General features: G+C 71.8%; 6 protein-coding genes. 1 reads left to right on the forward strand and 5 read right to left on the reverse strand.

All coding sequences use genetic code 11. The annotated features are described in order from the left end of the window. Window positions 1-10,025, reverse strand: a 10,025-nt coding sequence (locus VGS97_RS04155; protein ID WP_326851836.1) for an SDR family NAD(P)-dependent oxidoreductase, incomplete at its 3' end; no start/stop codon positions are given. Window positions 10,026-10,103: 78 nt separating this feature from the next. On the opposite strand from VGS97_RS04155, the gene VGS97_RS04160 reads away from it, so the two are divergent. Further along, entirely contained in the window at window positions 10,104-10,784 is a 681-nt protein-coding gene (locus tag VGS97_RS04160) for a 4'-phosphopantetheinyl transferase family protein (protein ID WP_326851837.1), read from the forward strand. 244 nt (window positions 10,785-11,028) lie between these two features. Here the strand turns inward: VGS97_RS04160 and VGS97_RS04165 are convergent, their stop codons facing one another. From VGS97_RS04165 to VGS97_RS04180, 4 genes are all read right to left on the reverse strand, one after another. After that, a complete protein-coding gene (locus tag VGS97_RS04165) occupies window positions 11,029-12,381 on the reverse strand; it encodes an NAD(P)/FAD-dependent oxidoreductase (protein WP_326851838.1) in 1,353 nt (450 codons plus the stop codon). After that, the gene (locus tag VGS97_RS04170; protein WP_326851839.1) at window positions 12,378-12,671 is read right to left on the reverse strand and encodes a hypothetical protein; all 294 of its coding nucleotides are present in this window, start codon (window positions 12,669-12,671) and stop codon (window positions 12,378-12,380) included. The genes VGS97_RS04165 and VGS97_RS04170 overlap by 4 nt, the downstream gene beginning before the upstream one ends. A 169-nt stretch (window positions 12,672-12,840) precedes the next feature. After that, a complete protein-coding gene (locus VGS97_RS04175) occupies window positions 12,841-14,322 on the reverse strand; it encodes an amino acid adenylation domain-containing protein (protein ID WP_326851840.1) in 1,482 nt (493 codons plus the stop codon). Beyond that, entirely contained in the window at window positions 14,319-15,458 is a 1,140-nt protein-coding gene (locus VGS97_RS04180; protein ID WP_326851841.1) for an acyl-CoA dehydrogenase family protein, read from the reverse strand. Before VGS97_RS04180 ends, VGS97_RS04175 begins: the two co-directional genes overlap by 4 nt. Window positions 15,459-15,714 lie beyond the last annotated feature (256 nt).

The raw sequence follows: 15,714 nt of genomic DNA on the forward strand, positions 1-15,714 counted from the left end.
ACGGCGAGTTCCACCGCGCCGGAGGTCCAGTCGATGTGCGGGCTTGGCGCATCCACGTGCAGCGTCGCGGGCACCACAGCGTGCTGCAACGCCAACACCATCTTGATCACACCGGCAGCACCCGCAGCAGCCTGCGTATGACCGATGTTCGACTTCACCGACCCCAACAGCACCGGCCGCCGCGCGGATCGCTGCTGACCATAGGTCGCCAGCAGCGCCTGCGCCTCGATCGGATCGCCCAGGATCGTGCCGGTGCCGTGCGCCTCCACGACATCGACCTCAGCCGCCGACACGCCGGCGCTGGCCAGCGCCGCACGGATCACCCGCTGTTGCGACGGACCGTTCGGCGCGGTCAGGCCATTGCTGGCGCCGTCCTGGTTGAGCGCGGAGCCCCGCACCAGTGCCAGGACTCGATGACCGTTGCGCCGCGCGTCCGACAGTCGCTCCATCAGCAGCAGGCCGACGCCTTCGGCGGGTCCGTATCCGTCTGCTGACGCCGCGAAGGATTTGCATCGTCCGTCGGCAGCCAGGGCGCGCTGCCGACTGAACTCGATGAACCCCTTGGGGCTCGACATCACCGACACCCCGCCGGCCACCGCAAGCGAGCACTCCCCCACACGCAACGCCTGACTCGCCAGGTGCAACGCGACCAGCGACGAAGAACACGCGGTGTCAACCGTGACCGCGGGTCCCTCCAAACCGAACACATACGCCACCCGGCCGGAAACCACGCTCCCCGTGGTCCCGGTCACCGCATAGCCCTCGACGCTCTCCGGCACTTCACGCGCGGCCGTCACGTAGTCGGACGGAACCGCCCCGATGAACACGCCGCTCTTGCTGCCCCTCAGGGAGAGCGGGTTCACGCCCGAGCGCTCGAACAGTTCCCAGCAGGTTTCCAACAGCAGCCGCTGCTGCGGGTCCATGGCCAGCGCCTCGCGCGGCGAGATGCCGAACAGGCCCGCGTCGAAGTCCCCGGCGTCGCGCAGGAAGCCGCCCGCGCGCACGTACGACTTGCCCGGCCGGTCCGGATCGGGATCGAACAAGGCCTCCAGATCCCAGCCGCGGTCCGTCGGGAACGCCGAGATCGCGTCCCGCCCCTCGGCCACCAGCCGCCACAGGTCCTCCGGCGAATCGGCGCCTCCCGGATAGCGGCACGCCAGCCCCACGATCGCGATCGGATCGGTTTCGGTCGCGGGCAAGGGCTCGGGCGCGAGCCCGGCGGGCGCCCCGGACGTGGCCGCGGCCTGTTCGCCGACCGCGACCTGCGAGCACAGGTACGCCGCGACCGCGGCGGGAGTCGGGTAGTCGTAGACCAGAGACGCCGGCAGCCGCAGGCCGGTGGCGGTGTTGAGCCGGTTGCGCAGTTCCACCGCCGTCACCGAGTCGGATCCGAGTTCCTGGAACGAGCGGTCAGGGTCCACCGTGTCCGGCCTGTCATGGCCGAGCACGGCGGCGGCGTGCGTGCGCACCAGATCGACGACCAGCCACTCGCGCTCGGCCTCGGGCACGCCGGCCAGCTGTCGCGCCAGGTCCGATCCCGACGACCCGTCCTGATCCGGGGCGCCCGCCGCAGCCGCGGCGCGTCGGGCCGCGACCAGCTCGTCGAGCAGCGGGCGCGGGCGCGCCGCGGTGTAGAGCGCGGCGAACAGCTCCCAGTCCACGTCCGCGACGACAACCGAGGTCTCGTCATGGTCGAGCACCTGTTGCAGCGCGCCGAGCGCCGTTCCCGGTTCCAGCAGGGGCAGTCCCTGACGGACCGACTGATCGGTGAGTATCGCCCGCATGTCGGCGTCGGCGGCGGACTCGCCGAAGGCGTCCCAGATTCCCCAGGAGACGCTGGTGCACGCAGCGCCGCCGGCGCGGCGCCGCTCGGCGAGCGCGTCCAGGTGGGCGTTGGTGGCCGCGTAGACACCGTGGTCCGCGCCGCCCCAGATGCCCGCGACCGAGGAGAAGACGACGAACGCGTCCAGCGTCTCCCGGTCCAGCAGTTCGTCGAGGTTCTGCGCGCCGGCGACTTTGGACGTGATGGCGCTCGCGAGTTGCGCCGTGGTGGACTCGGCCAGCAGGCCGCGCACGGGCACGACCGCGGCGTGAATCACGCTGCGGATGCGGCAGCCCTCTGCGTCGAGCCGCTCCAGCAGCGCCTTGAGCGCCGCCCGGTCTGCTACGTCGCAGGCGGCGAGCGTCACCCGGGTGCCCGACGCGGTCAGCTCCGCCTCCAGCTCGGCCGCACCCGGCGCCGCGGATCCGCGCCGGCTGACGAGCACCAGGTGCTCCGCCCCGTTCGCCGCCAGCCATCGGGCGAGGCGGCGGCCGAGCCGCCCGGTGCCTCCCGTAATCAGGACGCTGCCTTCCGGCCGCCACTTGCGCACCGGCTTACGGCCGTTCAGCGGGTCGGGTGTCAGCCGCCGTACGGACACTCCCTCTCGGCGGATGGCGAACTGATCCTCACCGCCCGGACTCGCGAGAACGCCGCAGAGCCACCGCAGCGACTGCTCGTCCGCCGCCTCGGGCAGGTCGATCAGGCCGCCCCACCGGTGCGGCTGCTCCATGCCGACGGCCTGGCCCAGACCCCATATCTGAGCCTGCGTCGGCGACATCGAGCCGCCGTCGCCGTCCGCAGCCGACACCGCGCCGCGGGTGGCCAACCACATCGGCGCTTCCACACCCGCGTCACCGAGCGCCTGCACGAGCACCAGGGTCGCCGCCACTCCCGCCGCGACAACCGGGTGATCAGCACGCGGCCGCTCGTCCAACGCCAGCAGCGAAAGCACTCCCGCCGTGTCCGCGCCCGTGATCTCGGCGAGCCGGGAAGCCGCGCCTTCACGGTCTACGTGCACTGCGTCCAGCACGACCTCGCGGACGTCGGCGCCGCTTCGCGCCAACGCCGCAGCCGCCTCGGCAGCCCGCGCCCGGCCCGCGCCTTCTGCCGGGGCGACTACCAGCCACGTCCCGGACAGCTTCGCGGCAACCGGTTCCGGCACCGGCCGCCACACGACGCGATACCGCCAGGAGTCCAGCACCGACTCCTGCCGCAGTCCACGCCGCCACGACGCCAGCGCCGGCACGAGGCTTTCCAGCGAGACGGGCTCGTCATCGGAAAGGCCGAGCGTCTCAGCCAGCGACGACAGGTCCTCGCGCTCCACGGCGTCCCAGAACAGGCTCTGCGCCGCGTCTTCGGCCGCCGCGCCACCGGGCTGCGCCGGACCCTGCGCCGCTGCTTTCGGCAGCTCGACGAGCCGCGCGCCGCGCCCGGCGAACGCGGGCCGCCAGTCGACGTCGGCCCCGTGCGCGTACGCCCTGGCCAGCGAGGACGTGAACTGGTCGAGGCCGCCTTCGTCGCGGCGCAGCGACCCGACCGCCGCCGCGGCGATCTGCGCTTCGAGCGCGGTCTCCTCGATGCCCGCCGCGAGCACCGGATGCGGGCTCGCCTCGACGAACACCCCGTGCCCGGCGCCCAGGAGAGCTTGAACGGCCTGCTCGAACCGCACGGTCTGGCGCAGGTTCCGGTACCAGTACTCGGGGCCGAGTTCGGCCGTGTCGAGCAGCCCGGCCGTCACCGCCGAGTAGAACGGTATCCGCGCGCTGCGCGGCCTGATCCCGGAAAGCACGTCGACCAGGCGGTCGTGGATCCGCTCGACGTGCGCGGAGTGCGAGGCGTAGTCCACGTCGATGCGCCGGACGCGGTACCCCTCTTCCGCGCAGCTTTCGGTCAGCTCGGCCAGCGCGTCCGGGTCGCCGGAGATCACGACGGTGCCCGGTCCGTTCACCGCGGCGATCGACAGCCGGTCACCCCAGTGCCGCAGCCGCTGCTCGGCGTCGTCGCGGCTCAGGTCGGCCGAGACCATGCCGCCCGCGCCCGACAGCTGCAACAGTTCCGCGCTGCGCAGCGTCACCACTCGGGCGGCATCCTCCAGCGACAACGCTCCCGCTACGTACGCGGCGGCGATCTCACCCTGCGAATGGCCGACGACCGCAGCGGGCCGCAGCCCGTACGACCGCCACAGCTCGGCCAGCGACACCATCACCGCGAACAGCACCGGTTGCACCACGTCGACCCGGTCCAACGACGCAGCGCCCGGGGCGCCCCGGATGACAGCGTCCAGCGACCAGTCCACATACGGCGCGATGGCCTGCTCGCACGCGCGCATCTGCGCCGCAAAAGCCGGGGCGCCCGCCAACAGCTCGACGGCCATGCCGGCCCACTGCGAGCCCTGGCCGGGGAAGACCATCGCGGTCTTCGCGCTGCGCGCCACGCCCTCGATCACGTTCGCCGCGGGCTGACCGCCCGCCAGAGCCTTCAGCCCCCGGCGGAAACCGTCCAGGTCGCGGGCCAGGACGATGCCGCGGTGCGGCAGACCGGTCAGCGCGGCGCCCAGCGACCATCCGACATCGGCCACGCCGAGCTGCGGCCGCACCTCGATGAACTCCCGCAGCCGGGCCGCCTGCGCGCGCACCTCGGTCCGGTTGGTTCCGGACAGGGTCCAGGGCACGGCCGCGCGGCTCTTCGCGGTGTCCGCAGTCTCGCGATACCAGTGCGGACGGCGCTGCCACGGGTATGCGGGAAGGCTTACCGGCCTGCGTCGGGTACTCGGCCCGAGCGCGGGAGCGGCCCCGGCGACGAAGAGTTCTGCTGCCGTGCGGGCGAGCCGGTCCAGCGGATCGTCCGCAACCGCGACGCCGCCGAACCGGCCGGCGAGAGGCTTGGGCAGGTCGCCGAGCATGATGTCAACAACGGTCGCCACGCCCTGCGCGGCCATCGCCTCAGCCGACCGCGCGTCGGCGGAGAAGACCGGGATCAGGCCGGGCGCCCGCTCGATATCAGTAGTCTGGCCCGCGGCGGCGCGCAGGGCCTCGGCCAGCGTGAGCCGCCCCGCCGCCCAGGCCGCGCTGATTTCCGCCGGCCCGTCGCCGACGGCGGCCTGCGGCGCCACGCCGACCGTCGCCCAAAGCCGCGTCGCGGCCACGTGATGGCAGAACACGAACGCGGCACGCAGTTCACGCGGCTGCCGTACGCCCGGCTTGAAACGCAGCCCGGTCAGCGATGCCAGCTGCCGCGTGCAATCCTGGAACGCATCCGCGTATTCGGGGACTGTCACCAGCCGGTCCAGCAGTCTGGCCGAGGGCGGCTGCGCGCCGTACCGGAACGCGACCGCGTACTGCGACTCGTCGGGTGCCTCGCCGATCCGGACGTCCGGCGCGCTCTCGCCGGCCGCCGCCAGTTCCAGCGCGGCGGCGAGTTCGGCGCCGTCGCGCCCGGTGACCGCGAGCCGGTGGTCGAGCCAGGAGCGGCGGTAGGCGGCCGTGCTGACGATGTCGTCGAGTTCTTCCGGCGCTGCGCGCAACCGGGCGGCCATACGACCGGCTGCCTCGCGCAAGGCGGGCAGGCTGGCCGCGGTCACCGGGAGCACGTAAGGCGGCTCCGCACGCGCCGGAGTCGGCGTACGCGCCGAGATCGCCTGCGTCGGATTCTGCTCGACGACGATGTGCGCGTTGCTGCCGCTGAAACCGAACGAGCTCACCCCCGCACGCCAGGGCCTGTCCCGCTCGGGCCATGCGCGCCGTTCGGTGACGATGCGCACCGGGAACCTGTCCCACTCGATGCGCGTGGACGGCCGGGAGATCAGGTGGGCGGGAAGTTCGCCGGCGTGCAGCGCCAGGACCACCTTGAGCAGCCCGGCGGCCCCGGCCGCAGCCTCAAGGTGGCCCAGGTTCGCCTTGACCGATCCCAGCAGCAGCGGGTTTCGCTCGTCGCGGCCGGGGCTCAGTGCCTCGGCGAGCGCGTGTACCTCGATGGGGTCGCCCAGCGGCGTCCCGGTGCCGTGCGCCTCGACGTAGTCGACCTCGTGCGGCTGCCAGCCCGCCCGCGCGACCGCTTGGCGGATGACCGCCGTCTGCGCGGCGGCGCTCGGCACGGTCATGCCGCCGCTCGCGCCGTCCTGGTTGACCGCGGTCCCCCGGATCAGGGCGTAGACACGATCGCCGTCCCGTCGCGCTGCCGACAGCGGCTTGAGGACGAACACGGCCGCGCCCTCGCCGCGCCCGTACCCGTCGGCGTCGTCGTCGAAGGTCTTGCACCGGCCGTCGGGGGCGAGCGCGTCGGCCGCGGACATCGAGACCGAGACCGTCGGAGCGACGATCACGTTGGCCCCGCCGACGACCGCGATCTCGCAGTCGCCCTCGCGCAGCCCCTGGCAGGCGAGGTGGACAGCGGTCAGCGAGGACGAACACGCCGTGTCCACGGCGATGCTGGGTCCGCGCAGGCCCAGGAAGTACGAGAGGCGCCCGGCCGTCGCGGCGAACGAGGTGCCCGTCCCGTAGTAGTGGTCCACGTCGGCCAGGTCGCGGGTGAGCAGTTGCTGGTAGTCGGCCGTGTTCAGGCCGACGTAGACGCCGACCGGCCTGCCTTCGAGCGCGCGTGGCGGCTGCCCGGCGTCCTCCAGCGCCTCCCACGCGACTTCCAGCAGCAGCCGCTGCTGCGGGTCGAGCGACTTCGCCTCGCGCGGGGAGACGCGGAAGAACTCGGCGTCGAAACCCGCGACGTCGTCGAGATACCCGCCGCGGGTGGGGACCTGCGCACCGGCCTCTGCCCAGATCGGGTCGCCGCGCCGGGCGGCGGGCAGCTCCGTCACGGCATTGCGGCCCTCGGTCAGCAGCGTCCAGAACTCCTCTGCCGACGAGGCGCCCGGCAGCCGGCAGGCCAAGCCGATCACGGCAACGGCGTCGGTGTCGTCCGGAACCCCGGCAGAAATGCCGGGCTCATCCACAGCTACGGAGGCCGCCGCCGGTTCGGTCGCGGCCGATGGCGGATCAGCCGGGGCGGGAACAAGATCCGCGAGGTATCCGCCGAGGGCTTCGATCGTCGGATATTCGAAGGCGAGCGTGGTCGGCAGGGTCGTGCCGAGTTCCGCGCCGAGCCTGCTGCCGAGCTCCACGGCGGTCAGCGAATCCATGCCCTGGTCGAACAGGCCGCGGCGGCGCAGCAGCGGATGCTCCGGGCCGAAGCCGAGGATGTCGCGGACCAGTGCGTCCACGCGATCGGCCATCCGCGCGGCCGGGCGCGCATTCACCGGCGCGACCGGTCCTGGCACGGCGGCCACGGCGGGACGATCGGCCACCGTGAGCTCTGGCCGGGATTGGGGCTGCGACCGGGGCTGAGACGCGGGGACCGTCCCGTTGGCCACGGCGGTGTGCCCGTTGGGCGCGACCTGGCCATTGAACGCAGCCTGGCCGTTGGGTGTGGCGACCATCTCGCTGATCACCCGGCCATCGGCGTCGAGGAGGCGCAGTTGCGCCGTCACCGCCACTGGCGTCGCATCGCCACCTGACGCGCGCTTCTGCTGTCCGCGTTCGACTCCTGGCAACCAGTACCGCCCGCCGCCCCACGACTGCGCGGGCAGCGTGCGGTAACGCGTCGGCCTGCCGATGACCTTCTCCCAGTCGACCGTGATGCCGATCGTGTGCATTTGGGCGAGTGACCTGTGCAGCTCGACCATCCCTGGCTCTCCGCGGCGCAGGGTGTTCATCGCCGGGCCGCTGCGTCCACGGCGCTGCGCGGCTTCCGCGAGCGCTCGGCCGAGCACCGGATCGGGGCCGATCTCGACGAGCGTGCGGTCCTTCTCCGCCAGCAAGCGGTCGACGGCGGGCCACAACAGCACCGGCTCGGTGAGATTGCGCTCCCAGTACGACGCGTCGAGCGGTGTGCCGTCGGCATCAGGCTGAACGCTGGACAGCAGTCGGATCGTCGGTACGGCAGGCCGCAGGTCGGCCAGCGCGGCACGTAGGCGCGGGCCTTGATTCGCTATCAGCGGGCTGTGGAAGGCGTAGTCCAGCGGCAGTTGCTTGCAGCGCAGGCCGTGCTCCTCCAGCGCCACGGCGGCGAGTTCGATGTCGGCGGCGGGTCCGCTGAGCACGACGGATGTCGGTCCGTTGACGCCGGAGACGACGACCGCCAGGCCACGGCTCGCCAAGAGCGCCGACACGGCGTCAGGTTCCCCGCGAACAGCCAGCATGCGCCCGGCGCCCGCCGTCTCCTGTAGGAGCTGCCCGCGCAGCACGATGAGCCGCACAGCGTCGGAGAGGGGAAGGCTCCCGGCCGCCCACGCGGCGGCTATCTCGCCGGCGCTGTGCCCGATGACCGCCTCGGGCCGGACACCGGCCCCGGCGAGCCACCTGGTCAGCGCCACCTGTACCGCGAGGATCGCGGGCTGCGCGATGTCGGTGCGGTCGAGTCGGCTGCCCTCGGTGCGGCGCAGTTCGTCCAGCAGCGACCACGACGTCGCACTCTCACCGCGGATCAGCGCGTCACACTCGTCGAGCGCGTCCCGGACCACCGGCGCGGCGGCATACAGATCCACGGCCATACCCGGCCATTGGCAGCCCTGGCCCGAGTACACGAACACCGGGCCGGGGGTGCTTTCCGGATCGGCCACGCCCGTGTACGCACCGTCCGGCGGATCCAGCGGATCGCTCAGCGCGGCGAGCAGATCCTCGGTCGTCGTCGCCACGGCGGCGTAGCGGTGCTTTTCGTGGGTCCGGCGAGTCGCCGCGGAGGCGACAAGATCGCCGAGCCGGTCGGTGTTCTCGGCGATGCGCTCACGCATCAGCGTCACCTGCTCGGAAAGCGCGTCCGGCCGGGAAGCGGAAACCACGAGCACGTGCGGACCGCGCGACGGCTGGTCCGGCTCGTCCTCGACTCGCTCCAGGCCTTCCACGATCATGTGGACGTTGGTGCCGCTCAGTCCGAACGAACTCACCCCGACGCGGACCGGCCGGTCCGCGTCGGCCACGTCGAGGTCGACGCCCGCGGTCGGCACGGCGATCCCACCGCGCTTCCAGTCGACCGCGGAGGTGAGCCTTCCGGGATCAGGCTGCCCGGGCACGTGCCCGTTGTTGATGATCCAGATGCCCTTGAGCAGGCCGGCGATGCCTGCTGCGCCGTCCGTGTGTCCGAACACTGCCTTGTTGGACCCGACGTACAGCGGCCGGTCCGCTCGGCGGCCGCTGCCGTAGACCTCGGCCAGTGTCATGAGCTCGATCTGGTCGCCCAGCGGTGTTCCCGTTCCGTGCGCCTCGACGTAGTCGACGGCATCCGGCTCGACCCCGGTGTAGGCCAGCGTGGAGCGCAGCAGCGAGGCTTGGGATGCTCCGTTCGGCGCCGTGATGCCCAGGCTGCGTCCGTCATGGTTGGCCACCGAACCGCGGATCACGGCGTACACGCGATCGCGATCGGCCAGCGCGTCGGAGAGGCGCTTGAGCACGACGATGCCGCAGCCGTCCCCGCGCAGCACTCCGTCGGCGTCGGCGGCGAAGGGGCGGCAGCGTCCGGTGGGCGAGATCGCCCCGATGCGGCTCATGAAGACGCTCAGTTCCGGGGCGAGCATCAGGCTGACGCCGCCGGCGAGGGCCACGTCGCATTCGCCGGCCAGCAGGCTCTGGCGAGCCAGGTGGACCGCGAAGAGCGACGAGGAGCAGGCGGAGGTGAACGCGGCCATCGGTCCGCGCAGGTCGAAGGTGTACGCCAGCCGGCCCATGGCGAAGCTGAACTCGTTCCCGCTCACGTAGTGCGGGCCGATGCCCTCGATGCCGAGGGTCTTGGAGTGCACGGTGGCGTAGTCGTAGGCGAGCATGCCGAGGAAGCCGCCGGTGCGCGTGCCCGCCCAGGCGTCGTACGGCCGCCCGGAGTCGCTCATCGCCTCCCACGCGACTTCGAGCACGAGGCGCTGCTGCGGGTCGATGAACTCGGCCTCGCGCGGCGCGATGTTGAAGAAGGCCGCGTCGAACCGGTCGACCTCTTCGAGGAAGCCGCCGACATGGCTGGAGGTGGTGCCCGCACGGCCTTTCGGATCGCTGTACTCCCGGCCCCAGCGATCAGGCGGCACCTCGCGGAAGACGTCCGCGCCGGAGGTGAGGACAGCGCCGAACGAGTCCAGGCGGCGGGCGCCTCCGGGGAACCGGCATCCCACGCCGACCACGGCGATCGGCTCGGCTGAAGCTGAAGCGTTCGCGGCGACGGAATCCGACATGGCCTGTTTCCTTCTAAGATCTAAGACCTCTGACTGCGCGTTGACGCCGCGGTCCGGATGGGTATCAGGGGGCGGACGATGTCAGCGCCGGACGCCGGGCACGGCGCCCGGGTCGTCGTATGGTTCGGCGTCGATGCGGGCGCCGACGCGCTTCCCGCAGGCGCTTCGCCGGGGCTGGACGGCCGGGCCGCCCGGCACCAGCGAAGCCGGGCGGCCGCGCACCGCACCGCACGGCTGCTGGTCGCGCATTACACCGGCTGTCCGCCGCAGCAGCAGCGTTGGAGCTACACGCCAGCCGGCCGGCCGCTGGTCGATCATCCGGCCGGCTTGCACGTGAGCCTCAGTCACGCCGACGCGATCACGGCCGCCGCGCTGTCGTGGGACAGCCCCGTCGGAGTCGACGTCGAGCCGGTACGGCCGCTGCCCGGCCTCGACGCCCTGGCTCGCGAGATGCTTTCCGACGGCGAGCGGCGCGACCTGGATGCGGCAGGCGCCGCATCCAGGGAGGCGCTGTTTCTCCGCTTCTGGACGCGAAAGGAAGCCGTCGCGAAGGCGATCGGCACCGGGCTGGCCGCCGATCTGCGAGCCATCGTGACCACCGCCGACGGAGCCCTGGTGGCCCTGCCGGCGCACTGTGGCGCGGTCCGCGAGTGGTCGCTCGCGGACCTGCCCGCGCCGTCCGGCGCCGTCGCCGCGCTCGCGCTCAGGGCACCGGCCCCGCACATCGAGACCCGCGTCGTCCGTTCGGCCGAGCCTTAGGGGATGCACGGCATGGATGCCGGACCAGCTCGCAGGTCGGGGGCCGAGCATGGCAGGGCGCAGGAGTGCGGCACAGCGCCACGCGGCGTCAGCCGCATGAGCGACGCTGCGTGCCGACCGACGACGCGGTGCCTGATGACGCGGTGACCGATGACGCAGTGCCTGATAAAGCAGTGCATGATAAAAACGTGGCCACGCGACGGCCATCGGTCCGCGAGCCCGGCAATCCATGCCGCGCACCCTCTTAGAAGGCCGGAGCCGCTGTCGGCGCCCGGAGAGTGCCCAGGTGCTCGTGCCACAGGTGGGTCTCGTCCTCTTCGACCGCGGCCACCGTCTCCCGCATGATGCGCAGCACCTCGGGCTCTTCGTCGTCGTAGAGTTCGCCCTGGAGCAGCCTGACCACGTCCAGCCGGTACCGCGGGTCCTGCACGAACGTGGTGAACAGGATGTTGAGCCGGTAGTAGACCGAGATGAACTCGTACCAGTTGCGCACGCCGTTGCGGATGACGCGCTCGTAGGCGGCGAACCGCTCGCGGGAGAAGTCGCCCGCCTCGTTCGCGGCGATGATGTCCCGGCTGGCCAGCCGCGCGCTGTTGAGCGCGACGCTCACCCCGCTGGAGAAGATCGGGTCGACGAACCGCGCCGCGTCCCCGATCATCACGAACCGGTCGCCGCAGATCTGCTGCATCGCGTAGCTGTAGTCGCCCTCGGCCTTGAACGGGCGGACGCGCTCGGCCTTCTGCAACGCCTCGTACAGGTCGGGCCGGCTCGACACGAAGTCCCAGAAGAACTTCTCCCGGTCGGTGCCGGCCTCGGCGAACCGCTGCTTCTGCGTCACCACGCCGACGCTGGTGACCGTGTCGGAGATGGGGATCTGCCACACCCACGTGTCGCTGATCGGCAGGAAGTGGATGTAGATGTAGTCGGACTTCTCGAAGTTGAAGGCGAGCGCCTTGCGGTCCAGCCCCTCGAACCAGGCGTGCACGGCGTACTGGTCGAAGACCGGGTCCGCCACCTTCACCTTCAGCTGCCGGCCGAGCATGGTCTGCCGGCCCGACGCGTCGATCAGCATCCGCGCGCTGATCGGGACCTCGCGCGGGCCGAGCCGGACGGTGAGCGTCACCTTCTGCGGGTCGTCGAAGTCCGCGTTCAGCACCCGCACGCCCTGGAACACCTTGGCGCCGACGCTCTCGGCGTGCTTGAGCAGGATGAGGTCGAACCGTCCGCGGTCGACGTGGAAGGTGTAGTCGCGGTCGACGCCGGGCTGGTCGCGCTCGTTGAACTGGATCTCGGCCGAGCCGAGTTCGTGGGAGAACTTGTTGAAGACGTTGGCGATGACGTTGCGCGACTGCGCCGAGGTCCACGCCGCGCCGTACTTCTTCGGGAAGCCCGCGTTCTCCACGGCCTCCATCGCGCCGGTCTCCAGCAGCACGCGCGTCGTCGCGGGTACCAGCGACTCGCCGACGTGCTCGCGCGGGAAGATCTCGCTCTCGAAGACGGCAACCGACATCCCCGCCTTGGCCAGGTACGCGGCCGCGCTCGATCCCGCCGGGCCGGCGCCGATGATCGCGACGTCGTAGTCGTAGTCAGTGCTCACCGCGCCTCGCTCCCTTCGAGCCGCGCCGCGCCGGACGCGTCCATCAGCTCGACGACCAGCGCCGTGATGGTGCCGACGTTCTTGAACCTCGCCCGGTTGATCGCCGCCGGCGGGACGTTGACGCCGAGGTCCTCGCGCAGGAAGTTGAGCAGCACCGCGGTGTTCATCGAGTTGAGGACGCCCCATTCGAGCAGCGGCGAGGCCTCGTCCAGCTCGCCCTTCGGGTCTCCGTCCAGGAAGCTCTCGCGGATGAACTCCGTTATCCGCGCCAAGACCTGATCAGCCGACATCTCGTCTTCCCTCTATCAGTGGTTCGGGGTCAGTAGTTGGGGGGCAGCGGTTCGGGGGCAGTGGTTCCGAGTCAGTGATTCGGGATCAGTGGCAGGGCGCCGGCGGTTGCGGGCCGACGGGCCGGGGTCAGTGGTTCGCGGGTCAGTGGTTCGCAGCCGCGGGCGGATCTCACGGCCGCGCCTGCCGGCGCTCCGCGCGCGCCGCCAGCGCCAGGCGGTCGACCTTTCCGGTGCCGGTTCTCGGCAGCCCGGCGATGACGTGCACCTCGTCGGGCAGCATGTAGCGCGGCAGATGCTGCGAGCTGTGCTGCCTGAGCGCCGGCACGCCGGGGTCACAGCCGGGCTTCGGCGCGACGAAGGCGACCAGCCGCCGGTCGAGGCCCTCGCCCACGGCCACCGCGGCGGCCTCGGCCACGTCTTCGTGCCCTGTGAACGCGGACTCCACCTCGCCCAGTTCGATCCGGTGCCCGCGGATCTTCACCATGTGATCGCCGCGGCCGAGGTAGTCGAAGGCGCCGTCGGGCAGCACCCGGACCAGGTCCCCGGTGCGATAGGGCCCGCGATGCGGCCCCCGGCCCCAATACCCGGCCATCACCGTCGGTCCCTCGACGATGAGTTCGCCCTCCTCGCCGAGACCGGCGACGCCTCCGTCGGATCGCTGCGCCCACACCCGGTCACCGCTGGCCGCCGTTCCGATGGGCACGGGGCGGTCGCGTTCGAGATCCGCTGTGGTCACCTCGTGGAAGGTGCACACGTTCGTCTCGGTCGGGCCGTACAGGTTGAGCATCCGGGCCCGGGTCCACCCGGCCAGGGCGCGCAGTTGCGTGATCGGGAACGGCTCGCCCGCGAACAGCACTGCGCGCAGAGAGTCGGGCGTGGGCGTTTCGAGCAGTCCGCCGTACCGCATCATCAGCGCGAGTGCGGACGGCACCGAGTACCAGACGGTGATCCGCTCCCGGTGGACGAACTCGACGAGCTGCGCGGGAGCGAAGGAGAGCTCGGACGGGATGAGGTGCACCGACGCGCCGGCCGAGAAGGCGGCGTACAGGTCGAGGACCGAGAGGTCGAAGGTGAACGGAGCGTGGTTGGCGAACCGGTCCTGCGGTCCGGGTCCGAGCACGTCCACTGCCCAGTCCACGAACGCGCGGGCGTTGCCGTGGCTGATGCACACGCCCTTCGGGGTTCCGGTGGACCCGGAGGTGTAGAGGATGAACCCCAGTTCGTCGTCGGCCACGAGTTCGTTGACCGGCTTCGGCGTCGCTCCCGGCTCCGCGGCCAGGCTCGCGCAGCCGACCTGCGGTCCGAGCTCGGCGGAGATCTTCGGGATCCGGCCCGCGGCGGTCAGTACCGCGCCGGCACCGCAGTCGCGGGCGAGCGCCGCGACCCGGCCGACCGGCGTCGTGCCGTCCACCGGGACATAGGCCGCGCCCAGCCGCAGCACGGCCTGCATCGCCGCCACCGCGGCCGCCGACTTGGCCGCCCAGATCACGACCCGGTCACCGCGGCCCACGCCGAGCCCGAGCAGCCGGTGGGCCAGCGTGTCGGCCCAGGCGTCGAGCTCGCCGTAGGTCACCGCGCCGGACGGCCCGGCCACGGCCGGCCGGTCCGGCTCGCGCGCGGCGGCCTCGATCAGCAGCTGGTGCAGGCTCACAGCCCGACCTCCCTGGCTATCAGCTCGCGCTGGATGTCGGTGGTGCCCGAGAAGATCATCGCCGGCACGCTGTCGCGCAGCTGCCGCTCGATCCCGGTCGGGGACAGGTATCCCGCGCCGCCGAAGATCTGCACGGCGTCCAGGCTGTTGGCGACCGCCGCCTCCGAGACGGCGACCTTCGCCAGGGCGGTCTGCTCGACGTGCTCCCTGCCCTCGTCGAGGAGCCAGCACGCGCGGTAGAGCAGCAGCCGGGCGCCCTCAAGACGCTGCTTCATCCCCGCGATCCGGTGTGAGACGGCCTGGAAGCCGCCGATCCTGCGGCCGAACTGCCGCCGTTCGCGCGCGTGTTCGACGCACTGCTCCAGCTGGCGGTCCATCAGGCCGAGGTACCCGGCGAACAGGCAGCTGCGCTCCCACCCCATCGAGTGCTGGAAGATGGCGGCGCCGCCGCCGTCCTCGCCCAGCAGGTACCGCCGCGGCACGAAGCAGCGCTCGAACCGCACGCGCGCCGCCGGGCAGCTGCTCAGGCCCATCTTCGAGAACGGCGGCCCGACGCTGATCCCGTCGAGCTCGCGCGGCACCGCGAACGCTGATATGCCGAGGAAGCCGGCGGAGCGGTCGGTGACCGCGTAGGTGACGATCAGGTCGGCGATCGGGGCGTTGCTGGCGAACGACTTCTCCCCGTCGAGGAGGTAGCCGCCGTCCACCGGCTGCGCGGTCGTCGCGAGATGCCCGACGTCGGATCCGGCGTCGTCCTCCGTCATCGCGTTGGCGGCGATGAGGTCGCCCGAGGCCAGGCCGGACAGCAGCGTGCCGCGCACCTCGTCGCCGGCGAAGTCGCGGACCGGGACGGCGCAGGCCAGCAGGTGGGCGCAGAGCGCGAACACGAGCCCGGTGTCCGGGCACGAGCGGCCGAACGCTTCGAGGCACAGCGCCGTGTCCAGCGCGCCGAGGCCCTGGCCGCCGTACTCGGCCGGCAAGCAGAGCCCGGCCAGGCCGAGGTCCGCCGCGGCCTTCCACTCGGGCCGGGTCAGCTGCGGCCGGGTGGCCGGCGGAAGTTCGCCGAATCGTTCCAGGACCGCGGAACCGATATCGGCGAAACGTTTGCGTTGAGCTACCGACAGATCGAAATCCATAGGGTTTCCAAAACGACATGAGTGAGTCGGCGGGGATTTCCGGAGGATCTCCCGCCCGCACATTCCCGGACTTCGGCCGACCCGGTGTCACGGTGACATAATCCGAGCAGCGGAATCAGTACCCTCGTTTTGCGCCAGAGTACGTGCCGGTTATTCCGGGCGTCCAGCCCCTAGCCGACCCCTAGGAACCACGCAGCCGCACAAGTACCAGGTCACCGCATGTGACACCGCGTCAGCGGCATAGGGGCACCCTGAT

This window comes from Actinocrinis sp. (genome assembly GCF_035946395.1).
GTDB lineage: Bacteria > Actinomycetota > Actinomycetes > Streptomycetales > Catenulisporaceae > Actinocrinis.